This is a genomic window from Dietzia aerolata (genome assembly GCF_014144865.1).
Classification (GTDB): Bacteria; Actinomycetota; Actinomycetes; order Mycobacteriales; family Mycobacteriaceae; genus Dietzia; species Dietzia aerolata.
In genome coordinates, this window is the sequence record NZ_JAALDM010000023.1 from 1 (window position 1) to 25,930 (window position 25,930).

At 68.5% G+C, this 25,930-nt stretch carries 24 protein-coding genes and 3 tRNA genes; 11 read left to right on the forward strand and 16 right to left on the reverse strand.

Translation table 11 applies throughout. The features are described 5' to 3' along the window. Positions 1–494: thiamine-phosphate kinase (locus G6016_RS01745; protein WP_338403474.1), on the reverse strand; the 494-nt coding region annotated here is incomplete at its 3' end. A gap of 136 nt (positions 495–630) precedes the next feature. Between G6016_RS01745 and G6016_RS01750 the strand changes: the two genes are divergently transcribed. Further along, the gene (locus G6016_RS01750; protein ID WP_182630994.1) at positions 631–1,260 is read left to right on the forward strand and encodes a DUF3515 family protein; all 630 of its coding nucleotides are present in this window, start codon (positions 631–633) and stop codon (positions 1,258–1,260) included. Positions 1,261–1,326: 66 nt separating this feature from the next. Here the strand turns inward: G6016_RS01750 and G6016_RS01755 are convergent, their stop codons facing one another. Both G6016_RS01755 and G6016_RS01760 read right to left on the reverse strand, forming a co-directional pair. Next, positions 1,327–2,433 carry a D-alanine--D-alanine ligase gene (locus G6016_RS01755; protein ID WP_182630995.1) on the reverse strand — a complete coding sequence of 369 codons (1,107 nt, stop codon included), beginning with the start codon at positions 2,431–2,433 and terminating at the stop codon, positions 1,327–1,329. A 10-nt stretch (positions 2,434–2,443) separates the two neighbouring features. Next, positions 2,444–3,442, reverse strand: coding sequence for an NAD(P)H-dependent glycerol-3-phosphate dehydrogenase (locus tag G6016_RS01760; RefSeq protein WP_182630996.1), 999 nt, complete (start codon positions 3,440–3,442; stop codon positions 2,444–2,446). A 108-nt stretch (positions 3,443–3,550) separates the two neighbouring features. On the opposite strand from G6016_RS01760, the gene cofC reads away from it, so the two are divergent. Genes cofC through G6016_RS17465 form a run of 3 tightly spaced genes read left to right on the forward strand, consistent with a single transcriptional unit; the run spans position 3,551 to position 7,292 of the window. Further along, positions 3,551–4,285 (forward strand): 2-phospho-L-lactate guanylyltransferase, encoded by a 735-nt coding sequence (cofC, locus tag G6016_RS01765; protein ID WP_182630997.1) that lies wholly within the window; start codon positions 3,551–3,553, stop codon positions 4,283–4,285. After that, a complete protein-coding gene (locus tag G6016_RS01770; protein ID WP_182630998.1) occupies positions 4,282–6,378 on the forward strand; it encodes an RNA degradosome polyphosphate kinase in 2,097 nt (698 codons plus the stop codon). Before cofC ends, G6016_RS01770 begins: the two co-directional genes overlap by 4 nt. Then, positions 6,375–7,292, forward strand: coding sequence for an NUDIX hydrolase (locus tag G6016_RS17465; protein WP_182630999.1), 918 nt, complete (start codon positions 6,375–6,377; stop codon positions 7,290–7,292). Before G6016_RS01770 ends, G6016_RS17465 begins: the two co-directional genes overlap by 4 nt. A 161-nt stretch (positions 7,293–7,453) precedes the next feature. Here G6016_RS17465 and G6016_RS01780 read toward each other — a convergent pair whose 3' ends face one another. From G6016_RS01780 to leuC, 3 genes are all read right to left on the reverse strand, one after another. Beyond that, positions 7,454–7,834, reverse strand: a complete 381-nt coding sequence (locus G6016_RS01780) for an HU family DNA-binding protein (RefSeq protein WP_182631000.1) — start codon at positions 7,832–7,834, stop codon at positions 7,454–7,456. 196 nt (positions 7,835–8,030) lie between these two features. After that, positions 8,031–8,627 carry a 3-isopropylmalate dehydratase small subunit gene (gene leuD, locus G6016_RS01785; RefSeq protein ID WP_182631001.1) on the reverse strand — a complete coding sequence of 199 codons (597 nt, stop codon included), beginning with the start codon at positions 8,625–8,627 and terminating at the stop codon, positions 8,031–8,033. Between the two features lie 5 nt (positions 8,628–8,632). After that, positions 8,633–10,099, reverse strand: coding sequence for a 3-isopropylmalate dehydratase large subunit (gene leuC / locus G6016_RS01790; RefSeq protein ID WP_182631002.1), 1,467 nt, complete (start codon positions 10,097–10,099; stop codon positions 8,633–8,635). A gap of 71 nt (positions 10,100–10,170) precedes the next feature. Between leuC and G6016_RS01795 the strand changes: the two genes are divergently transcribed. Then, positions 10,171–10,872: an IclR family transcriptional regulator domain-containing protein gene (locus G6016_RS01795; protein ID WP_182631003.1), complete on the forward strand. Its 702-nt coding sequence runs from the start codon at positions 10,171–10,173 to the stop codon at positions 10,870–10,872. 38 nt (positions 10,873–10,910) lie between these two features. Here the strand turns inward: G6016_RS01795 and G6016_RS01800 are convergent, their stop codons facing one another. Next, positions 10,911–11,582 (reverse strand): ABC transporter substrate-binding protein, encoded by a 672-nt coding sequence (locus tag G6016_RS01800; RefSeq protein ID WP_241729661.1) that lies wholly within the window; start codon positions 11,580–11,582, stop codon positions 10,911–10,913. Here G6016_RS01800 and G6016_RS01805 point away from each other — a divergent pair. Then, positions 11,581–11,745: a hypothetical protein gene (locus G6016_RS01805; protein WP_182631040.1), complete on the forward strand. Its 165-nt coding sequence runs from the start codon at positions 11,581–11,583 to the stop codon at positions 11,743–11,745. The genes G6016_RS01800 and G6016_RS01805 overlap by 2 nt on opposite strands. Before the next feature lie 169 nt (positions 11,746–11,914). Here the strand turns inward: G6016_RS01805 and G6016_RS01810 are convergent. After that, positions 11,915–11,990, reverse strand: a tRNA-Glu gene (locus tag G6016_RS01810). Between the two features lie 112 nt (positions 11,991–12,102). On the opposite strand from G6016_RS01810, the gene G6016_RS01815 reads away from it, so the two are divergent. Both G6016_RS01815 and G6016_RS01820 read left to right on the forward strand, forming a co-directional pair. Beyond that, a complete protein-coding gene (locus G6016_RS01815) occupies positions 12,103–12,771 on the forward strand; it encodes a TetR/AcrR family transcriptional regulator (protein ID WP_182631004.1) in 669 nt (222 codons plus the stop codon). Beyond that, positions 12,768–14,354, forward strand: a complete 1,587-nt coding sequence (locus tag G6016_RS01820; protein WP_182631005.1) for an MDR family MFS transporter — start codon at positions 12,768–12,770, stop codon at positions 14,352–14,354. The genes G6016_RS01815 and G6016_RS01820 overlap by 4 nt, the downstream gene beginning before the upstream one ends. 126 nt (positions 14,355–14,480) lie before the next feature. On the opposite strand, the gene G6016_RS01825 is transcribed toward G6016_RS01820, so the two are convergent. From G6016_RS01825 to gltX, 3 genes are all read right to left on the reverse strand, one after another. After that, positions 14,481–14,553 (reverse strand) — tRNA-Glu (locus tag G6016_RS01825). A gap of 56 nt (positions 14,554–14,609) precedes the next feature. Next, positions 14,610–14,681 (reverse strand) — tRNA-Gln (locus G6016_RS01830). A gap of 79 nt (positions 14,682–14,760) precedes the next feature. Then, positions 14,761–16,245, reverse strand: coding sequence for a glutamate--tRNA ligase (gltX, locus tag G6016_RS01835; protein ID WP_182631006.1), 1,485 nt, complete (start codon positions 16,243–16,245; stop codon positions 14,761–14,763). A 126-nt stretch (positions 16,246–16,371) separates the two neighbouring features. Between gltX and G6016_RS01840 the strand changes: the two genes are divergently transcribed. Then, positions 16,372–17,502, forward strand: coding sequence for an isochorismate synthase (locus tag G6016_RS01840; RefSeq protein WP_182631007.1), 1,131 nt, complete (start codon positions 16,372–16,374; stop codon positions 17,500–17,502). Between the two features lie 10 nt (positions 17,503–17,512). On the opposite strand, the gene G6016_RS01845 is transcribed toward G6016_RS01840, so the two are convergent. The 5 genes from G6016_RS01845 to serA all read right to left on the reverse strand — a co-directional run bounded on the left by G6016_RS01845 (position 17,513) and on the right by serA (position 23,643). Continuing rightward, the gene (locus tag G6016_RS01845) at positions 17,513–18,307 is read right to left on the reverse strand and encodes a fumarylacetoacetate hydrolase family protein (RefSeq protein WP_182631008.1); all 795 of its coding nucleotides are present in this window, start codon (positions 18,305–18,307) and stop codon (positions 17,513–17,515) included. 10 nt (positions 18,308–18,317) lie between these two features. Then, positions 18,318–18,995, reverse strand: a complete 678-nt coding sequence (locus G6016_RS01850; protein ID WP_241729662.1) for an exonuclease domain-containing protein — start codon at positions 18,993–18,995, stop codon at positions 18,318–18,320. A 41-nt stretch (positions 18,996–19,036) separates the two neighbouring features. Next, the gene (locus G6016_RS01855) at positions 19,037–20,899 is read right to left on the reverse strand and encodes a DUF294 nucleotidyltransferase-like domain-containing protein (protein ID WP_182631010.1); all 1,863 of its coding nucleotides are present in this window, start codon (positions 20,897–20,899) and stop codon (positions 19,037–19,039) included. Between the two features lie 106 nt (positions 20,900–21,005). Next, positions 21,006–22,025, reverse strand: a complete 1,020-nt coding sequence (locus G6016_RS01860) for a 3-isopropylmalate dehydrogenase (protein ID WP_182631011.1) — start codon at positions 22,023–22,025, stop codon at positions 21,006–21,008. Between the two features lie 25 nt (positions 22,026–22,050). Next, a complete protein-coding gene (gene serA / locus G6016_RS01865; RefSeq protein WP_182631012.1) occupies positions 22,051–23,643 on the reverse strand; it encodes a phosphoglycerate dehydrogenase in 1,593 nt (530 codons plus the stop codon). Between the two features lie 162 nt (positions 23,644–23,805). Here serA and G6016_RS01870 point away from each other — a divergent pair, with 162 nt between their 5' ends. After that, positions 23,806–24,417 carry a hypothetical protein gene (locus G6016_RS01870; RefSeq protein WP_241729663.1) on the forward strand — a complete coding sequence of 204 codons (612 nt, stop codon included), beginning with the start codon at positions 23,806–23,808 and terminating at the stop codon, positions 24,415–24,417. Then, positions 24,414–25,928: a phytoene desaturase family protein gene (locus G6016_RS01875; protein WP_182631013.1), complete on the forward strand. Its 1,515-nt coding sequence runs from the start codon at positions 24,414–24,416 to the stop codon at positions 25,926–25,928. The genes G6016_RS01870 and G6016_RS01875 overlap by 4 nt, the downstream gene beginning before the upstream one ends. Positions 25,929–25,930 lie beyond the last annotated feature (2 nt).

The window sequence follows — 25,930 nt, forward strand, 5'->3', positions numbered from 1 at the left end:
GGCAGGCCGGTGAGACCGATGCGGTCCCCGGGGCGCGCGCCGTCGATCCGCAGCGGGGCGGCCCCGCGCGGGAGGGTGCCGATGGCGGTGACCCCGACGACGACGACGCCGGCACTGGTGAGATCGCCGCCCACCACCACCGCACCGGACCGGGCGGCCTCGGCATGAATTCCCGCCGCGAGGTGTGCAATCTGGTCCATCTCGGTGTGGCCGGGCACGGCGAGCGCGACGAGGATCCGCGAACAATCGGCGCCCATGGCCAGCACGTCGGACACGTTCTGGGCGACGGCCCGCCGGCCGAGGTCGCGCCAGTTCGTCAGGTCCAACCGGAAATGGGTGCCCTCGACGAGCATGTCGGTGGTCACCACCGTGGCGTCGGCCGGGCCCAGGACGGCGGCGTCGTCACCGTTGCCGACCGGGTCATCCCCCACGTCCCCCGCGGCCCCGCTGAGCACCTCGAGGACGGCGGCCTCGCCGGCCTCTGCCACGGTCACGGCCCGATCGGTCACCTCGGTAGTTCCCCTTTCGGGTGGAGTCCCGCGCCGGGGGTGCCGGCGCGGGTCTGTAGCGTTGCCGTCAGGTTAGCGGTCGCCCGGGCGGCGTCCGCCCGTGGGAGGAAGGACGACGCCGGTGGCTTCGACGGACCCGGATCTGCAGGAGCGATACAACGCTGGCCCCAGGAAGGCCTCGAAGCCTTCCGGGGACCAGGAGGTCGTGCGGCCCGTCCCCATCCCCGTGGTGGTCGCCGGGGTGGCCATTCCCCTGATCGTGCTGATCGTGGCCCTGATGATGGTGCGCACTGTCGGCGACGACGCCGCGCAGGAAGCCGCCAGCGAGCCGTATGCGGCCGTGCCACTGCCGGCGCCAGGAGCCGAAACCGAGGAATGCGCCGCACTGATCGATGCCCTTCCGCCCGCCCTGGGTGATGCGAACCAGGTCGCGCTCACCGAGCCCGCACCGCCCGGCGTCGCGGCGTACCGGATGCCCGATGCCGAGCCGATCGTCGTCCGCTGTGGCCTGGACGCGCCGCCGACCTTCGTCGTGGGCGTCGGCCTGCAGGAGGTCAACGGGGTCCAGTGGTTCAACGAGCCGGATCCGAACCCGGCGGTCACGGCGTCGACCTGGGTGGCCGTGGATCGGCCCGAGTTCGTGGCGGTCACCCTGCCCGAGGGCAGTGGCACCGGCCCCATCCAGGACCTGTCCGACACGCTGACGGCGACCCTCGACGAGACCGAACCGAACCCGGCGCCGGCGGGCTGACCACCGCGGACGACCGACTGCGGACGACCGCCCGCGGGTCAGGTGACTCGTGCGGCTGGGCGACCGTCAGGCGCGGGCCAGCGCGGTCTGCACGAGCACGCTCAGCAGCGTCGGGTAGTCGACACCGGTCGCGGCCCACATCTGCGGATACATGGAGATCGGGGTGAAGCCCGGCATCGTGTTGACCTCGTTGATCACCGGACCGTCGGCGGTGACGAAGAAGTCGACGCGGGTCAGGCCCGTGGCATCGATCGCGCGGAACGCCCGCACCGCGAGTTCGCGGAGCTGCTCGATCTCGTTCTCCGGGAGCTTCGCCGGCAGGTCGAACGTGGTGACGTCGTCGAGGTACTTGGTGTTGAAGTCGTAGAACGAGTCGCCCTCGCTCTCCCCCTCCCGGTCCGTCGTTTCCCCGGGGATGTGGAGCTCGGCCGGCAGGCTGGCCTCGACCCGACCGTCCGAGTACTCCAGGACTCCGCACTCGACCTCACGGCCGATGATCGCGGCCTCGACGATCACCTTCGGATCGAACCGGCGCGCCTCGGCGATCGCCGCGTCGAGGTCCTCCGGCCGGGAGACCTTGGAGATTCCGATCGACGAACCCCCACGGGCGGGCTTGACGAACAGCGGCATCCCGAGGTCGTCCTGCTCCGCCTTCGTCAGCTTCTCGGTACCCGGACGCAGAACGACCTGCTGTCCGATCGGCAGCCCGGCCGCGCCGAGCACCACCTTGGTGAACTCCTTGTCCATCCCGGCGGCGCTGGCGAACACGCCCGGTCCCACGTACGGGAGCCCGGAGAGTTCGAGCAGTCCCTGGATGGTGCCGTCCTCGGCGAACGTGCCGTGCATGACCGGGAACACCACATCGATCCGCGCGATCTCCTCGCCGGCCCTGTCGCCGTCCACGTACCGCAGCACTCCCCGGTCCTCGGTGGACAAGCCCAGCGCGACCTGCGGACGCCCCGCATCGACGACCGGCATCTCCCGATCGACTATCTGGAGGGTCGAGACATCATCGGTGCCCAGAGTCCATGTGCCGGTCGACGTGATCCCCACGGGGATGACGTCATACCGGGACCTGTCGAGATGAGAGATGACGGCGCCGGCGGACACGCAGCTGACGGAGTGTTCCGTGCTGCGACCGCCGTAGAGGACGGCAACGGTGGTGCGGTTCACCGCACCGAGGCTACTCGGGCTTGGTGCTCCGGCTCATGAGGCGCACCGCCACCTCGACGGCGTTACCGCCTTCGTGGCAGATCTCGTGCACCGCCTCGGTGAGCGGCATCTCCACGCCCACCCGATGGCTGAGCTCCCGGATGGAGCTGCAGGATTTGACGCCCTCGGCCACCTGACCGTTGGTCGCGGCCTGCGCCTGCTCGAGGTTCTCCCCCATGCCCAGGCGCTCACCGAAGGTCCGGTTCCGCGACAGCGGCGAGGTACAGGTGGCGACAAGGTCGCCCAGCCCGGCCAAGCCGGCGAAGGTCATCTGGTTCGCGCCCAGTGCGACGCCGAGCCTGGTCGATTCCGCCAGACCGCGCGTCACGAGCGTCGCCGCGGTGTTGTCTCCGAGTCCCATTCCCGAGGCGATCCCGCACACGAGGGCGATCACGTTCTTCGTCGCACCACCGATCTCGCAGCCGATCACGTCGCTGTTGGTGTACGGCCGGAAGTAGCCCGTGGAGAACGCGTCCTGGAGACGGGTCGCACGCGCCTCATCGGAACATGCGATCACGGTCGCGGCCGGCTGCCCTGCGGCGACCTCCCGTGCGAGATTGGGTCCGGACAGTACGGCGATCTGTCCGTCCGGCAGACCCGCCACCTCGGACACGACCTCACTGATCCTCTTGAGCGTGCCGGTCTCGATGCCCTTGGCCAACGAGATGACGCCGACCCCCGGGGTGAAGAGATCTACCCAGTTGTCGAGATTGGCCCGCAGACTCTGCGACGGAACCGCGAGGACGACCTCCTGCGCACCGTCGAGAACCTGCGCCGGATCTGTGGAGGCGGTGACCGTCGGCGGCAGAACGACGTCCGGGAGGTACTTGCTGTTGCTGTGATTTTCATTGATGTCGGCGGCGGCTTCCTCCCGCCTGGCCCACATGACCACCTCGGAACCGGCGTCGGCGAGAACCTTGCCCACCGCGGTCCCCCACGAACCCGCACCCATCACTGCGATCCGCGCCATGGTCGTCTCCCCACTCGTGTCGCCCTGGTGCCCCGCCCGGGGCTTATCACGGTCTGACGCTACCCGGCGCGGGACGTTTCCGAGGCGGTGCTGGCAGGATGGCGAGCGATGAACGAAATTGGCGATCCGGAGGGCATCGGGGGCGGCTGGACGATCGTCGTCCCCGTCAAGTCGCTGGCCCGCGCCAAAAGCCGCCTGGGGTCGACACTCTCGCCCCTGCAACGTCGCGCGCTCGTCGTGGCGATGGCCACCGATGTGATCACCGCCTGCCGTGAATGCCCCTCCGTCTCCGCCGTCAAAGTTGTCTCCACCGATCCCGACGTCGCTGCCCTGGCCACGGATCTCGGGGCGAAGTTCGTCACCGAATCGGGGCATCGGACAGCGGCAGACTCCGCGATCACGTTGCAGTCGGATCCACTGAATGCGGCGCTTGCGGGCGCTCTGACCGGACTCACCGGCGCAGTCGCCGTCGTCGCCGCCGACCTGCCCGAGCTTGATTCACGGATCCTGACCCGGATTCTCGACTCGGCATCCCAGCACCGTCATTCAGTGGTGGTTGATCACCGCGGCGAGGGCACGACAATGGCGATGTGGACTGCGGGTACCGACCGGGTGTGCCTGTTCGGTCCGGGATCCGCGGCCAATTTCCTACGCCAGGGGGCGGTGACGCTCAGCGTTGACGAGCGCTCCGGTGGAGCGGCCTCCCGCGACGTCGACATCCCCTCGGACGTGATCCGGCTGGCCGGGAGGCAGGTCGGACTCGCCACCGCGAAGACCCTCCGCGAGCAACTCGGTCAACCCTCCTGCCGAGTCCACGCGGAATCAGCCACAATGGTCTGGTGACAGTCGACGACGTTGCCCTTCAGGGCCTACCGCGCCCTCGTGACCGCTACCTCAACCGTGAGCTCAGTTGGCTCGACTTCAACGCACGGGTGTTGGCTCTAGCCGGGGAGAAATCGCTCCCACTCCTGGAGCGGGCGAAATTCCTCGCGATCTTCGCCTCGAACCTCGACGAGTTCTACATGGTCCGGGTTGCCGGCCTCAAGCGTCGTGACAAGACCGGCCTGTCGGTCCGTTCCGCCGATGGCCGAACTCCTGCAGAGCAGCTCAGCCGCATCAGCATTCGAACCCGCGAACTCTGCGATGAGCAGTCGCGACTCTTCAACGACGAGATCCGGCCTGAGCTCGAGTCGAACGGCATCAAGATCCTGCCGTGGTCGGTGCTGACGGCGGATGAGCGCTTCGAGATGTCGGAGCTGTTCCGCAATCAGATCTTCCCCGTTCTCACGCCACTCGCCGTGGACCCCGCACACCCCTTCCCCTACATTTCGGGGTTGAGCCTCAATCTCGCGGTGATCATCCGCAGCATCGATTCCGGAATGGAGCACTTCGCCCGGGTCAAGATCCCGCACAACGTGCCCCGCTTCCTCCGTGTGGAGCGTCAGGACTCCGAGGAGTTCGCGTTCGTCCCCGCAGAAGAGGTCATCGCCGCTCATCTGAGCGAGTTGTTCCAGGGGATGGAGATCGTCGAGCATCACGTGTTCCGCGTGACCCGCAACGCCGACATGGAGGTGGAGGAAGACCGCGACGAGGACTTGCTGCAAGCCCTCGAGCGTGAGTTGGCTCGCCGTCGCTTCGGTTCCGCCGTTCGGCTGGAGATCGCGGAGGACACGACACCGCGCATGCTGCGCATCCTTCAGCGCGAGCTCGATGTCGAATCGGGAGACGTGATCCGATTCGGCGGCCTGCTCGACCTCACTGGGCTGTGGCAGATCCACGGACTCGAACTGCCGGATCTCAAGGACCCGGCGATGGTGCCGGCGACCCCACCGGCGTTCGGCGAGCGGGAGACCGCACGAAACATCTTCGATTCCCTCCAGGAATCCGATGTCCTCGTCGAGCATCCCTACGACTCGTTCGCCACCACGGTGCAACGGTTCATCGAGCAGGCGGCCGCGGATGACAATGTCCTGGCGATCAAGCAGACGCTGTACCGCACCTCGGGCGATTCACCGATCGTCAATGCGCTCGTCGACGCTGCTGCCGCCGGTAAGCAGGTCGTCGCGCTGGTCGAGATCAAGGCCCGCTTCGACGAGCAGAACAACATTCGGTGGGCGCGCGAGCTCGAGCAGGCCGGCGTGCACGTGGTGTACGGACTCCTGGGACTGAAGACCCACTGCAAGACCTGCCTGGTGGTCCGCAAGGAGGGTGACCGCCTGCAGCGGTACGCCCACATCGGAACCGGCAACTACAACCCCAAGACGGCCCGTCTCTACGAGGACGTAGGCCTGTTCACCGCCGACGAGGACGTGGTGTCGGATCTGACCGATCTATTCAATCACCTCACCGGGTTCTCCAACGTCAGTAAGTACCGTCGACTGCTCGTGGCCCCGGAGGGGATCCGCTCGGGAATCATCGAGCGAATCGAGAACGAGATCGCCCTGGCCGCCGAGGGCCGCGAGGCCGGCATCCGGCTCAAGGCCAACGCCCTGGTCGACGAGCAGGTGATCGACACGCTATACCGCGCATCGCAGGCAGGGGTCCAGGTCGACATCGTGGTGCGCGGCATCTGCTCTCTGCGGGCGGGTGTGCCGGGACTGAGCGAGAACATCCATGTGCGATCCATCCTCGGACGATTCCTGGAGCATTCACGGATCCTGCATTTCCGTGGCGCGGACGAGGTGCTGATCGGCAGTGCCGACATGATGCACCGAAATCTGGACCGCCGCGTCGAGGTCATGGCCACGGTGACCGACCCACGCCTCAAGGCGCAGGTGAATCGCATCTTCACCTCAGCGCTCGATCCGGCGACTCGCAGTTTCCATCTCCAGCCCGATTCCACGTGGGTCCGGATGCCCGCCGCGGAGGACTGGGCCGAGTCGGTCGACCACCAGGAACGCATGGCAGCCGAACACACGGGGTTCCGTCACCGATGAGCAAAGCAAAAATCAAGTCGAAGGTGCGGGTCATCCCCGCTGCCGGTGCGGTGTTGTACCGCATGGAAAACGGTGTCCCAGTCTGTGTGGTGGTGCACCGTTCGCGGTACGACGATTGGTCGCTTCCGAAGGGCAAGGTCGACTCCGGCGAGTCGTTGCCCACCACCGCCGTCCGCGAGATCCTCGAGGAGACCGGCTCGGAATCGGCGCTCGAGTCCCTCATCGGGACCACGGCGTATCCGCTGAAGGAGAATACGCGCAAAGAGGTCACCTACTGGTCGGCTCGCGATTTTGGAGGCGAGTTCGAACCCAACGCCGAGGTGGACGAAATTCGATGGCTCCCCATCGACGAGGCCAAGTCACTGGTCACCTATCCCCTGGACCGGAAGATACTCACCAAGTTCGGCGACGCCCCACCGGTTGAGAACGTCTTACTGCTCGTCCGCCACGCCAAAGCCGGAGACAGAAGTGAGTGGAGCGGCGACGACACGCTCCGACCTCTGGAAAAGTCCGGACGAACCCAAGCCGAGATGCTGGTTCCGATGCTGGGGGCGTTCGGGGTCCGCCGCCTCTACAGCGCGCCGCGTGTCAGGTGCGAGCAGACCCTTGCGCCCCTCGCGGATGAACTCGGGGTCGACGTGGCCATCGAATCCGCGCTGAGCGATGAGGCATATCTGGATTCGCCGGAGACAGCGGTGTCCCGACTCGTCGAGATCGCGGTTTCCGGCGACGGTGTCGCGGCGATCTGCTCGCAGGGCACCGCCATTCCGGGGATGCTCGACGACCTGGCCGCTGCTGCGGGCCTCGACCTCGGCGACACGTCCACGAAGAAGGCCGGCACATGGGGGCTCGGATTCTCCGGCACCACTCTGCTCTACGCCGACTACTACCGCAGTCCATTGCCCGTGCATTGATCGCAGGCAGACGTCGAGCCCGCGACTACCGGAAATGCATTCAGCACGGCCCCGTCAGGATTCTGGCGGGGCCGCGCTGATGATTTTGTGACCGTACCGACGGCGTGGTCGACCCGGCCTTCGGGCTGTCGTCAGCCCGAACGTTGAGATCTCGACGCGTCTCAGCTGACCTTGTCCCGGTGGTCAACACCGTTCTTGGTCAGGCTGCCGAACGACTGGTGCGAACTAGACCGCTTGGCTGCCAGTCGTCCCTCCGGCAGCTTCTCGGTGCCCTGGATGACCGACTTGAAGTACTGACCGGGCCGGAACACGGGCGACGAGGTGGGAGGAACGGGGATCGACTCACCGGTGTGCGGGTTGCGAGCGACCCGCGCCGCGCGGGCCTTCTTCTCGAAGATGCCGAAGCCCATGATAGTGATCGATTCACCGGAGGCGACGGTCCTAACGATGATGTCGAGAGTGTTCTCCAGCGCCTCGGTTGCGAGCTGGTGGTCACCACCCATACGATCAGCGAGTTCTTCGATCAGATCAGCCTTATTCACGTGGGCCCCCTTCGGGTGAGTATCGCTGTGACGGAACCTGTCCGCAGCCAGTACGGATAAGCATACTCACACAAAAGCCCGCCGTGAAGCCAAAACGGTTGTTAGCGCAACATTAAGTTTCGGCTGACCGGTCGCGCCCCGGCTGACCCGGTGCGGCGCGTCGAGCATCTGGCATCGTCAACGCGCCGCGACTCGGTCAGTTAGGGGTCGTGACCGGCTTGAACGCCGGACGTCGACCCTCGTATTCCTCGATGAGGTCCTCGCGCCGCAGCGTCAGCCCGATGTCGTCCAGGCCCTCCATCAACCGCCAACGGGTGTAGTCGTCGATGTCGAACGGGACGGTGACATCTCCCGCAGAAACGGTGCGGGACCCCAGATCGACGGTCAGCTCGATTCCGGGCTGCTCGTCCATGACCTTCCAGAGGAGCTCTACGTTCTCCTGCTCCACCTGGGCGGCGACGAGGCCGGATTTGCCGGCATTGCCCCGGAAGATATCGGCGAAGCGGGAGGAGATGACAACCCGGAAGCCGAAGTCCATGAGCGCCCAGACCGCATGTTCGCGGGACGAGCCGGTCCCGAAGTCCGGTCCGGCCACAAGCACCGAGGCCTTGTCGTACGGTGCGCGGTTGAGGACAAAATCCGGCTCGTTGGCGCGCCAGGAAGAGAACAGTCCGTCCTCGAAACCCGTGCGGGTGACACGCTTGAGGTAGACGGCCGGGATGATCTGATCGGTGTCCACGTTCGAGCGGCGCAGCGGTGCACCGATTCCGGTGTGAGTAGTGATCGCGTCCATGATCGTCAGGCCCCCTTCACGGGCTCGAGGTCGGCGGGTGAGGAGAACCGACCACGCACGGCGGTGGCCGCGGCGACGGCCGGGCTGACCAGGTGGGTTCGCGCACCCTTGCCCTGGCGGCCCTCGAAGTTGCGGTTCGAGGTGGAGGCACACCGCTGGCCGGGCTGGAGTGAGTCCGGGTTCATTCCCAGGCACATCGAGCATCCGGGCTGGCGCCACTCGGCTCCGAACTCGGTGAAGATCGAGTCGAGCCCCTCGGCCTCGGCCTGTTCCCGCACGCGCATGGACCCGGGGACGACGAGCATCTGGACACCGTCGGCGAGCGTGCGCCCTTCGATGACCTCGGCCACGGCCCTCAGGTCCTCGATGCGACCGTTGGTGCAGGACCCCACGAAGACCACGTCGACGGGCACTTCCCGCATCGGGGTGCCGGCCTGAAGATCCATGTACTCGAGTGCGTTCTCGGCGGCGATCCGCTCGGACTCGTCGGTGAAAGAGTCCGGCACCGGCACATTCTCGCCCAGCGGGACACCCTGGCCCGGGTTGGTGCCCCAGGTGACGAACGGCGTCAGGGCGGATCCGTCGATTACGACCTCGGTGTCGAACACGGCGTCGTCGTCGGTCCGCAGGCCCCGCCAGTACTCGACGGCCGCATCCCACTCTGCGCCGGCCGGCGCATGGGGACGCCCCTGCAGGTAGTCAAAGGTGGTCTGGTCCGGGGCGATCATGCCGGCGCGCGCGCCGGCCTCGATGCTCATGTTGCACACGGTCATGCGCGCCTCCATCGAGAGCTTCTCAATGGCTTCACCGCGGTACTCGATGATGTGCCCCTGGCCGCCGCCGGTACCGATCTTGGAGATCACGGCCAGGATCAGGTCCTTGGCCGTGACGCCGGGGGCCAGCTCGCCCGTGACCGTGATCGCCATGGTCTTGAAGGGGCGCAGCGACAGGGTTTGGGTGGCCATGACGTGCTCCACCTCGGAGGTACCGATCCCCATGGCGATGGAGCCGAACGCGCCGTGCGTCGAGGTGTGCGAGTCTCCGCACACGACCGTCATGCCCGGCTGGGTGAGGCCGAGCTGGGGGCCCACCACGTGGACGATGCCCTGCTCGAGATCACCCATCGGGTACAGCCGGACGCCGAACTCCTCGCAGTTGCGGCGCAGCGTCTCGATCTGCGTGCGCGAGGTCTGGTCGGCGATGAGGTTGACCGCGCCGCCGACGATGTCGGTGGGCACATTGTGATCCTCGGTCGCCAGCGTGAGGTCGGGACGACGCAGTTGACGCCCCGCGAGTCGAAGTCCGTCGAACGCCTGGGGACTGGTCACCTCGTGGATAAGATGCAGGTCGATGAAGATGAGGTCGGGCTGGCGTGCCTCACCCTCGCCCTCTCCCCGGGCGACCACATGGTCGTCCCAGACCTTCTCCGCCAGGGTCCGCGGCCGACCGCTTCCGGTTACCGTCTCGCTCATCACGTCTCCAAGTCCACGCCCCAGGTAAGTAAACGGTGGATTCTCACCATGTAGGACGCTATAGTCGAACTGTGAGACAGTATAGCGGGATCGGTGTCCTTGACAAAGCGATGACCGTGCTCCATGCGGTGGCCGAACAGCCCTGTGTTCTCTCCGATTTGTGCGAGCGCACCGGACTGCCCCGGGCGACCGCGCACCGGCTCGCAGTCGGCCTCGAGGTGCACCGCCTCCTGGCCCGGGACGAGTCGGGCGTGTGGACGCTGGGCCCCGGACTGGCCAAGCTCGCCGCCAATCTCCCGGACCCGCTCGCCGAGGCCGCCTCGGCAGTCCTCCCCCGTCTCCGCGAGTCGACGGACGAGAGCGTCCAGGTGTACCGACGCGACGGCGACCGTCGCGTGTGCGTGGCCTCCGCCGAACCGCTGACCGGCCTGCGCGACACCGTTCCGGTCGGGGCCGTCCTGCCCATGACCCGCGGTTCCGGCGCGAAGGTCCTTGCCGCGTGGGCCGATGCGGCGACCCAGCGCGCGCTTCTCGCCGATGCGGTGTACACCGAGCGCCACCTCGCCGAGATCCGTCGGCGTGGGTGGGCGCAGTCGGTCGCCGAACGCGAGGCCGGCGTGGCGTCGATCTCGGCCCCTATCCGCGATGCGTCCGGCGCCGTCGTAGCGGCGATCTCCGTGTCCGGGCCGGTCGATCGCATCGGACGCCGCCCGGGAGTGCGCTGGGCCTCCGACCTGCTCGACGCGGCGGATGCGATCGGACAGCGCCTCTAGCCCCGAACGTTTCCCGCCATCACCGAACGAGCCGCGGATCAGGCGGGGCGCCGCCCGGCGACTAGTCGATCGAGCGCCCAGGGCAAACTGCTCACGCTCGGCTGACGGACGGCGGCCACCAGATCCTCGTCGCGCGGATCCACCCTGACGACCTGGACTCCGGGCCCCCGCAGGTCCCGGTATGACACGGGTTCGGGGTGGGAGATGACGCCGAATCCCAGCGCTCGGATCTCGGCGCCCAGGGGCGAGTCCGCGGCGAGTGTGGCGACGGGGGTGTCGGGGTAGGCGCCCGTTCCCACGACGACGACGAAGTCCTCCACACCCAGCCGCCGCTGTTTCTCGGCCCACGCCTCGAGGTCGTCCTCGGTGGACGCCGCGGCCGAAGCGGGATCGCGGCCGACCGTGTCTGCCATCAGGTTGAGATGGTCGCGCCAGCCGGGTCGACCCTCCGGGTCGACGATCACCGCCGCCAAACCTTCATAGGCGCGCAATTGCGACTCGGAGACATCAGCTGCGGCCATCGCGAACGCCTCGGCCCCGAATGGCAGTAGCGACCGCAGGCTGGGCATCCCCGCCTCGTCCCATTCCGGCCCGGCGGGTGCGGGGTGCTGCCGCCACGGCCTCGGACCAGTGCCATCAACCGCCCAGGCTGCGGTGGGCTCGAGCTCGAGTGCGAGCAGGACGTCGAGGTCAGCCGAGGACAGGGGCATGACCTGTTTCGCTGGCGCATCCGGGGTGACAGTGCGGACCGGCTGGGGTGAGCCGGCTGATCCCGATGCGGACGCCTCGGCACCTGACGGCAATGCCGTCGCTGTCGTTGCCGAGGTCGCCGAGGTCGCCGTCGTCGTCACCGCCGGAGACTCAGGCGACTGACCTTCCGGCCCGTCGGCGCCCGCACACCCGGCCGCCAAGCCGATCGTGATCGCACCGGCCAGGGCGAGGTGGAGCGGTGAACGTCGCGGAGTCACGTCGGCGATCCTGCCACGCGGTGCAAATGCAGAATGTCCCGACTCGTTGTCGTGGACGAGCCGGGACATTTCCCTGGTACCCCCGATGGGATTCGAACCCACGCTACCGCCGTGAGAGGGCGGCGTCCTAGGCCGCTAGACGACGGGGGCTTAGTGCTCAACAACTATAAACAGAGCACTTTCCGAATGACAAACCGGCAGGCACATCCTCTTCACTTGGTGAAAGTATGCACTCAGTGCACTCTTCGCTATGCTTTCCGTCATGCCTTCCCCACCCGACGTCGATTCGCTCCGTGAACGCAAGAGGCGCGCAACCATGGCGGCCATCGAGGACGCCGCGACCTCCCTCGTACTCGAGCACGGCTACGACGACGTGACCGTGGATCAGATCTGTGCCGTCGCGGAGATCTCCAAACGCACGTTCTTCAACTATGTCGCCTCCAAGGAGTCGGCCGTGACGGGATCGATTCCGGGAGATGTCACGGACGTCGATCGCGTCGAGTTCCTCGACCGCGCCGACCCCGACGTCCCGCGCGCGCTCCTGTCCCTCTTCCTCGCGACCTTCGCCGCTGCCCGCGCCGGAGACGACACACAGACGACGATCCTGCTGCAGCGTCGCCGTGAGATCTTCGTCCAGCACCCGGACCTCGCCGTCACACGGATGACCGCATCGTCGCGGTTCCAACTCCGACTGGTGCACCTCATCACCGAGCTCTTCGAACTCCACCCCTCGCTCAGGCGACTGCCCCGAGTGCCCGCCGAGGCCGAGGCCCGCGCCTGCGTGGCACTGGTCGCCGCCTCCGGCAACCTCGGCCTGTCCACCTGGCTCACGAGGGAAGCCGCCACCCTCGACAGCCTCATCGACGAGTGCCTCACCGCCCTCGATCAACTCGCGCGCCTCGTCACTGCACCTACAGGGAGTCTTCAATGACCGACACCACCAGCCCCTCGACGCAGGAGCGGGCAGAACCCGACGCCACACCGGCCACTCCCCAGCACAATGTGCCGATGGTCTTCACCTCTCTGATGCTCGGGATGCTGATCGTCTCCCTGGGGCAGATGATCTTCGCCACCGCACTTCCGACGATCGTCGCCGACCTCGGTGGCGTGGACCGCATGAGCTGGGTCATCACCGTCTATCTACTCACCATGACGATCGGCCTGCCGGTGTACGGCAAGCTCGGCGACCAGATCGGCCGCAAGCCGCTGTTCGTCGTCGCGATCCTGCTGTTCTCCGCCGGCTCGCTCCTCGGCGCACTGGCCTGGAGCATCGACGTGCTCATCGTGGCGCGGGCCGTGCAGGGCCTGGGCGGCGGCGGGCTCATGGTCTTGTCCCAGGCGATCGTCGCGGACGTGGTGCCGGCCCGCCAGCGCGGCCGATATATGGGGATCATGGGCGCCGTCTTCGGCCTGTCCTCCGTGCTCGGTCCGCTCCTGGGCGGCTTCTTCACGGAGGGACCCGGCTGGCGCTGGGCGCTGTGGTTCAACCTGCCCATCTGCTTCATCGCGTTGATCGTGTCCGTGATCTATCTGCACCTGCCCCGGCGCGGTGCCGGCCGACAGACGGACTGGGTCGGCACGATTCTCATGGCCACGGGGACCACGGCGCTCATCCTCGTCTCGTCCTGGGGTGGCCACCGGTTCGAATGGACCGATCCGGTCATCCTCGGACTGGGCGTGCTCTTCCTCGTCAGCGCGATCGCGTTCGTGCTCGTCGAGCTGCGCACCTCGGATCCGTTGATCCCCATGACCCTGTTCCGCGAGCGGAACTACACGCTGACCACCGCGGCGGGCCTGATCATCGGTGTGGCGATGTTCGGATGCCTCGCGTACATGCCCACCTATATCCAGATGGTCCACGGCCTCAGTCCCACCGCGGCCGGCCTCATGATGACCCCGATGATGGTCGGCATGATGGGCACCTCCATCGTCGTGGGCAACATCGTCAGCCGCACCGGCCGGTACAAGTGGTACCCGGTGGCCGGCACGGTGGTCATGGCCGTCGGACTGTGGCTGATCGGCTCACTCCACTCCGGCGACAGCCTCGTGCACCTCGGGGTCGTCCTGTTCGTGTTCGGTTTCGGGCTGGGCCTGTGCATGCAGCTGCTGGTCCTCATCGTGCAGAACTCGTTCCCGATCGCCATCGTCGGCACCGCCACCGCATCCAACAACTTCTTCCGCCAGATCGGCGGAACCCTGGGTTCGGCTGTCGTCGGGACGGTCTTCGTCAGTCGACTCGCCGACCTCCTGGGGGAACGTATCCCTGTCGCCGCCCAGACCATGGGTCCCGAGGGCGCCGAGGCCGCTGCGGGCTTCGCCGACGGGTCCGGCGCCGCCAACTCGATGAGCCCGGAAATCCTCGCCGGGCTTCCCGGGCCGCTGCACGACGCGATCGTCAGCGCGTACAACGACGCCCTGGTGCCCATCTACCACGTCGTGGTGCCGCTCCTCGTGGTCGCGACCGTCATGCTGATGTTCATTCGCGAGGACAAGCTCAAAGAGACCATCGACTGATCGCGGGCTCCCGGGGGTCGCGCACCGACCTCCGGGGGTCTTGTATAGGTATCGGGCACGACGGGACTCCCGGCACCCGAACGCAAACGACGCCCGGAGCAAAATGCTCCGGGCGTCGATATTGTGTACCCCCGATGGGATTCGAACCCACGCTACCGCCGTGAGAGGGCGGCGTCCTAGGCCGCTAGACGACGGGGGCCTGGACACGGATTCGCGGAGAATCCGCTCGCGTGAACACTCGCGCGGAGTGTTCAGCTGGCCTACCAGGACTCGAACCTAGAACGACTGAACCAGAATCAGCTGTGTTGCCAATTACACCATAGGCCACTGTTATTCACTTCTTCGCCGCTTTTTGGCGACGTCGAAGAGATTACAAAACTTCGAGAGTGAATAGCAAATCGCCTGATCAGTCCGCGATCGGCGCCGCCTTCAGACGCGCGATGGTGGCCTCCCGGCCGAGCAGCTCGAGGGACTCGAACAGCGGTGGCGAAATGTGCGAACCGGTCACGGCGACGCGCACCGGGCCGTAGGCCTTACGCGGCTTGATGCCCAGATCCTCCACCAGCGCGCCGGACAGTGCGGCCTCGATCGACGCGGTGGTCCACTCCGTGAGCGCCTCCAGCGCGGCGACTGCCGCGTCCACGACCTCACGGGCCTCCGCCTTGAGGTTCTTGGCCGCGGACTGCGGATCGACGGTGAACTCGTCCTCGTCGACGACGAGGAATCGAATCAGTTTCCAGGCGTCGGACAGGACCACGATGCGCGTATGGAGCAGCTCTGCCACGATCGCCCAACGGTCGCCGTCCAGGCTCTCCGGGAATGTCAGTCCGTCCTCGGAGGGATGCTCGACGAGGAACTCCCGCAGCCTGCGTGCGAACTCCTCCGGAGGCAACAGCCGGATGTGCTCGGCGTTGATCGCGTCGGCCTTCTTCTGGTCGAACCGTGCCGGGTTGGCATTGACCTGACGCACGTCGAACGCGTCGACCATCTCCGACAGGGAGAACACGTCGCGGTCCTCAGACAGGCCCCAGCCCAGCAGCGCGAGGTAGTTGAGGAGCCCCTCGGGCACCATCCCGCGCTCGCGGTGCAGGAACAGGTCCGACTGCGGATCGCGCTTGGACAGTTTCTTGTTGCCGTCGCCCATGACGAACGGCAGGTGCCCGAACTCGGGGACGGCATCGGCGACACCGATGCGCTGGAGAGCCCGGTACAGGGCGATCTGGCGGGGGGTGGAGCTGAGCAGGTCCTCGCCCCGAAGAACGTGGGTGATCTTCATCAGCGCGTCATCAACCGGATTGACGAGCGTGTACAGCGGGATCCCGTTACCGCGGGTCAGGGCGAAGTCGGGAACGGTGCCGGCCTTGAACACCGTCTCGCCGCGGACGAGGTCGTCCCACGACAGGTCCTCGTCCGGCATCCGGAGGCGGATCACGGCGCCACGACCCTCGTCTCGGTAGGCCTGCTTCTGCTCCTCGGTGAGATCGCGGTCGAAGCCGTCGTACCCGAGCTTGGGGTCCCGCCCGGCCGCGACGTGGCGGGCCTCGACCTCCTCAGCCGTGGAGAACGACTCGTAGGCCTCACCCGCCTCGACGAGCTGCCGGACGACGTCGAGATGGAGGTCGCGTCGCTCGGACTGGCGGTAGGGGGCGTACGGGCCCCCGACCTCGGGGCCCTCGTCCCAGTCCAGTCCCAACCAGCGCAAGGCATCGAGAAGCGCGGTGTAGGACTCCTCGGAGTCGCGGGCGGCGTCGGTGTCCTCGATCCGGAAGACGAACGTCCCACCCGTGTGCCGGGCATGAGCCCAGTTGAACAGGGCGGTGCGGACGAGGCCCACATGCGGGGTTCCCGTGGGGGACGGACAAAAGCGGACGCGAACGTTCGAGGCGGTCATACCGAACATCCTAGTGACGATCCCGGCTCGCACCCCCGGGGAGGACCGGCCTAGGATCGACCGGGTACTCGTGGACGCCGTCAGCGCGTGGAACCACGGGGTTCGGGGAGCAGAGGGAGGCGGGCCGTGGCGTCAGGGCAACACCCCGACGTCGGTCGCCCCGTCACCGCGCCGGACTTCCTGCTCTCGCGCCCGACCGGGTCACTGCGCACCCAGGGTGCCCTGCGGACGTTCACCGACCCGGGCGATGCGGCCCTCGCCCTGCGTGACGGTTCCTGCGGGCTGGTCGTCGGTGCCATCGGGTTCGAGCCGGATGCCCCCGCCGCGCTCATGGAACCGGAATTGGTCGTCCGCACCGACGGGCCTCTGGAACCCCCGGCCTATTTCCGTGGGATCCGCAGCGAGGCCCGCGTGGCCGAGGAGATCCCGATCCCGGCCGTGCACCGCGCCCGAGTGTCGAGCGCGATCTCCGGGATCAAAGCGGGGAGCGTGGGCAAGGTCGTGCTGGCTCGGGCCGTCCGGCTGGTCGCCGACCGGCCGCTCGATCCGCACGCGGTGTGTGCCTCCCTCATCGACTCGAGCCCGGCCGCCGACGGGTTCCTGGTCGACCTCTCCCCCGCCGGCGACGCCTACGCCGGGCGGGTGCTCGTGGGGTCGAGTCCGGAACTGCTGGTGCGGCGCCGCGGCGACCAGGTCGAATGCCACCCACTGGCCGGATCAGCCCCCCGAGATGCCGATCCCGCCACCGATCAGGCCTCGGCGCGGGCGCTGCGGGACTCGGGCAAGGACGCGTTCGAGCACGCGTTTGTCGTGGACTCGATCGCGCACGCGCTCGCCCCGTTGTGCACCGATCTCGAGATCCCCGAGCGCCCCTCGCTGACCTCGACACGGGAGATGTGGCATCTCGGCACACGCATCAGGGGCCGTATCTCAGACCCCCGGACCACCGCCCTGGACCTCGCACTCGCCGTCCATCCCACGCCGGCGGTGTGCGGGACGCCGACGGACGAAGCGCGGCGACTCATCGCCGGCATCGAAGGTCCCCGCGGTTTCTACGCCGGCGCCATCGGCTGGTCCGACGCGGACGGGGACGGCGACTGGATGGTGTCGATCCGGTGCGCCGAAATCGACGCCGACCGCCGCGGCGCCATTGCCTGGGCCGGCGGCGGGATCGTGGCCGACTCCGACCCCGACGCCGAGGTCGCCGAAACCGGTGCCAAACTGCGCACCGTGCTCAGGGCGTTCAACGCCTCGTGACCGGCACCGCCTAGCGGTCGACGACGGGGTTGCTCAGTGAGCCGATCCCCTCGATCTCCACGGTGACCCGGTCGCCCGGAAGCATCGGGCCCACGCCCGCGGGCGTGCCGGTGAGGACCACATCGCCCGGGAGCAGGGTCATGACACGGCTGACATACTCGACGATCTCGCCGACTGTGTGCATGAACTGCGACGTGTTGCCGTCCTGCTTGAGCTCCGCATCCCCGCCGTCCTTGGTGAGGGTGGTGCGCACATCCAGGCCGTTGGGATCGAGGTCGGTGACGATCCACGGACCGAGCGGACAGAACGTGTCGTAGCCCTTGCCGCGCGTCCACTGGCCGTCCGCCAGCTGCTGGTCGCGTGCGGTCACATCGTTCGCGCAGGTGTAGCCGAGGATAACCTCGTGGGCGCGAGCGGCGGCGACGTCACGGCACGGCTGGCCGATCACCACGGCCAGCTCACCCTCGTAATCGACCCGCTCCGAACTCGGCGGGTACGCGATCGCGGCCTCGGGGCCGATGACCGAGGTGTTGGGCTTGAGGAAGATCAACGGCTCCGCCGGGGCTTCGCCGCCCATCTCGGCGGCGTGCTCGGCGTAGTTCTTGCCGACGCACACCACCTTGGAGGCGAGGATCGGGGCGAGAAGACGGACGTCGGCGAGCGGCCACTCGCGGCCGGTGAACTCGGGGGTGCCGAAGGGGTGCTCGGAGATCTCCGCGCACGTCAACGACGACGGATCGGACACATCCCCGCGGACCTCAACGAAGGCGAACCCCTGCGGGTGGGCAATTCGGGCGAGACGCATACCCGCGATCCTAGGCCGTTCGCAGGTCCCGGAGAGTGCGCGCCCCGCGCTCGGACAACTCCGCCAACTGGGCGAGATAGAGCTCCGCGCAGGCCACCGCGTCGACGAGCGCATCATGCGCCCGGTACCGCGGCAGCCCGTAACGCTTTCTGGCCCCCCACAAACGGAGGTCATCCGGGTTCGGATCGGCCGTGAACCCGATGTCGATCCCGCCGCCCAACACCCGCCGGTGCAACTCGAGGGTGTCGACGGCCAGAAGAGGCGGGCGGACGCCGTACACCCGCCGGCACAACGCGCCGAGGAAGTCGACCTCGATCGGGCTGTAGTGCGCGAGGAGCACGCGCCCGGCGGCGGCATCGAAGAGCCGGTCCAGGACATCAGCCACCTCCATGCCACCGATGAGACTGTCATCGGTGATGCCGTGCACGGTTGCGCTCTGGCCCACGCCGTCGTCGTCGCCCCCGGAAACGTCGGCCCGCACCAACATGGATCCGGCCCCGCCCAGGACGATCCGCGCCCCGTCGACGGGCACGAAACCCACGGCGAGGACCCTGTCGCGCCGCGGGTCCAACCCGGTCGTCTCCACATCGACCGCCAGCAGCGGGATCTCACCCACCGGCGTCGAGGGGTCCGGCACCGGCGCCTCGAGGAAGCGGCGCAGGCCACCCTCGGGTACGGCCACAGCCATGCGGCGCCGCGCGCGCTCCCCGCGATGCCACCCAAAGGTCATCACATCTGTCCCACGCGGTACTTGAGGGACAACGCGTCCTGCGCGGTGGCGATGATGCGGAACGCCGCCCGCAGGCGATGCCGGTCCTTGTTGCCCAGGCTCCGCGGATCGACGTTGTTGTCCTGGGGCCGGCCCTCCGCGATCTGCAGCGCATGGTGCCGGTAGGCGAGGCGGCGGAGGAATCGGAAGGCCTCGGCGAGGTTCTCGGCGTCATTGCGCGAGATCGTCCCCGCGCGGGCCGCGGCGTCGAGCCGGTCGAGGGTCGACACCTCGTCCACCCCGGCCGCGATCGCGTGCAGACGCGCGATCTGCACGACCGGGGCGATCCCGCCGGCCTTGATCTCGAGGGTGTTGCGGTACTCCCCGCGACGCGCCACCACCAGGCCCCGGAAGAACCCCAGCGGGGGTTGCCACTCGCACGCGATCCGCGCCAGGTGCGCCTGGAACCGGGCGCTGCCACGGGCCCGCTCGAGCATCTCCCGCCGGATCGGGGCGAGCAGCTCGGCGTCGCCGTGGACGGCGCGGAGGTCGAAGAACACCTGCGCGTGCAGCATCGCGTCAGCCTCCGGCGCGCCGATCCAGTCGCCGACCCGGGTGATCCACTCGCTCGTGGTCCGGCGCCATGCGGGATTGCTGGCCATCACCTCCCCCGGGCACAGCGCGAAGCCGGCCCGGTCCAGTCCGCGGCAGACCCGGTCCGCCAGCGCCGAAAAGTAGGCGTCCGCGCCGGGCGCCCGCCCCTCTTCATCCGCGAGGACGAGCGCGTTGTCCTGATCGCTTGCCACCCCGAGCTCGCCCCGGGCCTGCGAACCGAGCCCCACCCAGCAGTACGGCACCGGCGCGGGACCGAGTTCCTCCTCGGCCAGGGCGATGAGTCGACGTGTGGCGGCGTCCGCGGTGGCGGTGACGACCCGACCGATGTCTTGTGGCGCGGTCCCCCGGCGCACGAACTCTTCCACGAGCCCGGGCACGCGGCCGGCGAGCTCGGCGACGGCATCCGCATCGGCCGCCCGGGAGATCCGCGCCGCCAGGTACACCGGATCCCCCTGGGCCAGTCGCAGGAGGTCGCTGGTCGTGACCATGCCCATCGGCGCATCGCCGTCGAGCACGGGGAGATGGTGGACGCCTCGCTCGATCTGGACCAATGCCGCATCGAACGCACGGGTACGCGCGTCCACCGAGACCGGCTCGGGGCTCATGATGGTCGACACCGGCGCCCGCGTGTCGGCGTCCGCCGCCACCACCTTGGAGCGCAGATCCCGGTCGGTGAAGATCCCGATCACCCGGCCCGCATCGACCACCAGCAGCGCCGAGACGCGCCGGGAGGTCATGAGCTGCGCGGCCTCGCGGATGCTCGCGTCCGGGCCGATGGTCACGGCGTCCCGGGTCAGCAGTTCACCGACCGGCGTGGCGAGAACGTCGCCGCCGGCTGCCGCGACCCGCACCGAGGCTAGGTCCTGACGGACCTTGTCGCTCCGCGCCGCGAAGAAGTCCCGCAACACGGGGTGTTCGGCGGCCACCTCATCGAAGACCTCCCGAGACATCTCGAGCAGCAGCGTGTCGGCCACCGCCTCCATCCGGTACCGCGAGGGGATCGCGCTGGCCAGCGTCGAGTAGCCGAAGCAGTCGCCCTCGTCGCGGGTGTCGAGCAGCCGGCCATCCGGGTCGCAGATCTCCACTGCCCCCGAGCGGATGATGTGCAGGGTGTCATTGGGCTGGCCCGCACCGACGATCGTGCTGCCGCGCCGGTGATATCGCTGCGTCAACCTGGCGGGCAGCCGGTCCAGGATCGACGGGGCGAGTTCATCGAAAGGAGCGCATCGCGCGAGAAAGTCCCGCACCTCGACCAGTTCGACATCCATGACACCACTGTGAACGCCGACGGCCCGCGGTGTGATCCACTTGGCGTGAATCGCACCCGCGGGCCCGAGGTCCCAGCACCGGCGTCAGGAGCCGGGCCGAGAGTGTCTAGCTGGTGAGTGCCGCCACGATCCGGTCGCCGACCTCGGAGGTGACGACGGGCGCCTCGCCGCGCGAACCGAGATCGGCCTCGACGGCGGCCTCGACACGATCAGCCTCGGCGGTCTTGCCCACGTGACGCAGGAGCAGCGCCACCGACAGGATCGCGGCCGTCGGATCGGCTTTGCCCTGCCCGGCGATGTCCGGGGCCGAGCCGTGCACCGGCTCGAACATGGACGGGTTGGTGCCCGAGGCGTCGATGTTTCCGGACGCCGCGGTCCCGATGCCGCCGGTCACGGCCGCCGCGAGGTCGGTGATGATGTCGCCGAACAGGTTGTCGGTGACGATCACGTCGAAGCGGGCGGGGTCGGTGACCATGTAGATGGTAGCCGCGTCGATGTGGCAGTAGTCCACCTCGACGTCCGAGAACTCGGGGGCGACCTCGTCGACCGTGCGCTGCCACAGGCCGCCGGCGTTGACCAGCACGTTGGTCTTGTGGACCAGCGTGAGCTTGCCGCGCCGCGCCGCGGCGCGCGCGAACGCGTCGCGCACGACGCGCTCCACGCCGTAGCGGGTGTTGACCGAGGTCTCGGTCCCCATCTCGTGGGGGGTGCCCACCCGGATGGCGCCTCCGTTACCGGTGTAGAGGCCCTCGGTGCCCTCGCGGACGACGACGAAGTCGATCTCGCCCGGATTCTTGAGCGGGGTCGCCGATCCCGGGTACAGCTTGGACGGCCGCAGGTTGACGTGGTGGTCGAGGGCGAAACGCAGCGGGAGCAGCATGCCCCGCTCGAGCACACCGGCCGGCACGGATCGGGGGTCGCCGATCGCACCGAGCAGGATCACGTCGTGTTCCTTGAGGCTCGCGATGTCGGAATCGGTGAGGGTCTCACCGTTGCGCAGGTAGCGGCGCGCACCGAGGTCGTACTCGGTCTTCTCTACTCCCGGGACGAGGGCGTCCAGGACCTTGAGCGCCTCGGCCGTGACCTCGACACCGATCCCGTCTCCGGGGATGACTGCCAGCTTCATGGGCTTCGTCGGTTCCTTTTCGCTTCTAGTCCAGGTTGATCTGGGTGGCGGTGGCGCTGAGCTCGGACACGATCCGGTCGATGGTGGGCTCGGCCACCGCGCGGTCGACACGCAGGATCAGCGAGGCACCCTCGCCGGTCGCGTCCTGGCTCAGGGCTGCGGCCTGGATGTCGATGCCCTCGCCGCCGAGGATCGAGCCGACGCGACCGAGCACGCCGGGCCGGTCCGCGTATTGGACGAAGAGGTTCTGGCCCTCGGCACGCATGTCGAAGCCACGGTCGTTGATCCGCACGATCTTCTGGACCTTCTCCAGGCCGGACAGCGTGCCGGTGACGATCGCGCTCGCACCGTCGGCGGTCACGGTGGTGACGGAGATGGTGCTGCGGTACGACTTGGACTCGCTACGGGTCTCCACCGAGTGCGTGACGCCGCGCTGCTCGGCCATCTGGCCGACGTTGACGAACGTGGCCGGCTCGTCGGTGATGGCGGAGAACATGCCGCGCAGGGCGGCAAGTCCGAGCACATCGACCGACTCGGCGGCGAGCTCGCCCGCGACCTCGACCTTGACGGTGGTCGGCACGCCCGGGCACAGGTGGCCGGCCACGAGGCCGACCTTGCGGACCAGGTCGAGCCAGGGGGCGACCTCGTCGCCGACCGGTCCGCCGGAAACGTTGACGGCGTCGGGGACGAACTCGCCGCGCAGGGCGAGCAGGACGCTGCGGGCGACGTCGGTGCCGGCACGATCCTGGGCCTCGGCCGTCGAGGCACCCAGGTGCGGGGTGACGACGGTGTTGGGAAGCTCGAACAGCGGCGAGTCGGTGCAGGGCTCGGTATCGAACACGTCGAGCGCGGCGGCGCGGACCTTGCCGGAATTCAGTGCATCCACCAGAGCGGACTCGACGATGAGGCCGCCGCGGGCGGCGTTGACGATCACGACGCCGTCCTTCGCGCGGGCCAGACGGTCGGCGTCGAAGAGACCGGCGGTCTCCTTGGTCTTGGGCAGGTGCATCGTGATGATGTCCGCGCGCGAGACCAGCTCGTCGATGTCCACGAGCTCGATGCCGAGCTGCGCGGCACGGGCGGCCGGCAGGTACGGGTCGTAGGCGATGAGGTTGGTCTCGAAAGCGGCCAGACGCTGCGCCACGAGCTGGCCGATACGGCCGAGGCCCACCACGCCGACGGTCTTGCCGAGCAGCTCGACACCGTTGAAGGAACTGCGCTTCCACGTGTGCTCACGCAGCGTCGCGTCGGCGGCCGGGATCTGGCGGCAGGCGGCCATGAGCAGCGCGACGGCGTGCTCGGCGGCGGAGTGGATGTTGGAGGTGGGCGCGTTGACCACCATGACGCCGCGCTCGGTGGCGGCGGGGATCTCGACGTTGTCCAGGCCGACGCCGGCACGACCGATGATCTTGAGGTTCGGGGCGGCGGCGAGCACCTCGGCGTCGACGGTCGTGGCCGAACGCACCAGGATCGCGTCGGCGTCCTTGACCGCCTCGAGGAGCTTGGGGCGATCCGGGCCGTCGACCCATCGGACCTCGACGGCGTCGCCGAGCGCATCGACGGTCGACTGGGCGAGTTTGTCGGCGATGAGGACGACGGGACGTCCGGATGCTGTCACAGTGGGAACTCCTCAGTGTCAATTCGGGTACGGCCAGTCTATGCCACCGACCCGCTCGCTCTACCAGTGGCCAGCGCCCCCACGCGCGCCTACCGTGACAGAAGTCATACCCCGGGCCTCGCCTGCGGCGCGACCACCACCCGATGATCGGAAGGTCACCTCATGGCCCGTTCCCCCCGTTCGATGTCCGCGCCCGGCGGGGTCCCGAGGTCGCGGTCCGAGCCTCGGCCGCCCGCGCGTGGACGGGCCGCGGCTGCCACGTATCTGCGCGCCCACCTGTACGGTGCCGCGCTGGGCCGGACCCTCCTCGACAGGTGCATCAGTGCGGTCGATCCCGCCGACCGGGACCGGATCCGCCCTCTGCGCGCCCAGTTCGACATGGAGATCGCCACCGCGAGGCACTTGTTGGCGCGCATTTCACCGCTGGGGACACCGGGACGCCGGCTCGTCCGGGTGACGACGGCGGTCACCTTCGCGGCGCTCCCGGCGGGGCCGCTCCTTCGCGAACCCCTGACCAGGCTCGGGTTATTGGAGAGCCTGCGGACCCTGGTGGTGGCCAAGAGATCGATGTGGGAACTACTCGCGGGATCATGGGTGGCCGACGGTGTTCACTCCGGCGCAGTTCGTGTCCCCGACGATGATGACAACGACGACGACACTGTCCACCCGGACGACACCCGCGGCCTCCTGCTCGGCTTGGCGGATCAGGCGCGTCGCCAGGAGGATCTGCTGGAGGAACTTCGTCGCCACTACGGTCTGGAGGTGTTCGGATGAGCGGGGGTGAGCGGGTTCGTGCGGACGTGATCGTCGTGGGGTCCGGCCCGAACGGTCTCGCGGCTGCGCTTCTGTGCGCGCGGGCCGGGCGCAGCGTCGTGGTGGTGGAGGAGCAGGACGGTGTCGGTGGCGGTTGCCGGACCCTTCCCATGGTCGACCTGCTCGACGATGCGGACCGTGCGAACGCACTGGAAGCCGGGCACTGGGACGGAGTGCTGGTCGACCCCTGCTCGGCGGTACATCCGATGGCCGGGGCATCGCCCTTCTTCCGTGAGTTCGACCTGTCCGCGCATGGAGTCGAAATGCGCACTCCCCCGGTCCAGCTCGCGCATGCACTGCCCGGAAGGGACGCGATCGTCATGCCGGCGGGCCCCACCCCGGATACCCTCGCCGCCGGGCTGGGCTCGGCAAGAGAGTCGGCCGCATGGCTGTCGCTCATGGGGCCGCTCGCCCGCCGGCCTTACGAGGTGACCGCCGCCGCACTGTCCGACCAACGTTCGTTGCCCCCGATCCAGGCCACGGCGGCGCTCGCCGCGACGTTCGTCCGAGCACACCCCCGGGCAGGACTGGGCGACGGACTGGGACCGGACGGGCGGACGCTGCTGTCCGGAATCTCCGCGCACGCCATCACTCCACTCGGATCCCCGGCGGCCACCGCCGTCGGGCTCGTCCTCGGAACGCTGCTTCACGCTCCCCATGGCTGGCCCCTTCCGGTCGGCGGAAGCGGGGCGATCACGACCGCACTCGCCGACGCGCTCCGGCGCGCCGGTGGGGAGATCCGGACCGGATTCCGCGTAGGCGATCTGTCCCGACTCGACGCACCCGAGGTCGTGTTCACCACCTCCGCTCGAGGCCTCGGATCCGTCCTGCTGGCGTCCTGTCCGTCACCGGCCACCGCCCGCCGTGCCCGTCGCTTGGTCCGCGCCCCCGTGGGCGGCGCGGCGGCGAAGGTCGATCTGGTCTTGTCTGGTCCGGTTCCCTGGCGCGATCCCCGACTCCGGGATGCGGGCACCGTCCATCTCGGTGGCGACGCCGCGGGGATTCGTCGTGCGGAACATGAGGTGGCGGCCGGCCGCCACGCCGACGATCCGATGATCCTGGTCTCTCAGCCCTGGGTCACCGACCCCTCACGTATCACCCCCGACGGACGCAGGCCGCTGTGGACCTACGCGCACGTCCCCGCCTTCTCCGAACGGGACCAGACCGAACAGGTTCTCGTGGCACTGGAGGCGGTCGCACCGGGGATACGCGACGTGGTGGTGGCGACGCACTGCACTCCTGCGGCGCGGATGTCCACGCATAATGCCAACTATGTCGGCGGGGATATCGCTGCGGGACGCGTGGACCTCCGAGGGCTGATCGCCCGTCCCGTCCCCCGGGTGGATCCGTTCGCCACCGGCATCCCGGGCGTGTGGCACGCCTCTGGGTCAACCCCGCCCGGCCCCGGTGTTCACGGCATGGCCGGAGCGCACGTCTCCGAGCGGATCCTGCGCGCCCGGGCGGGCGCCTGAGA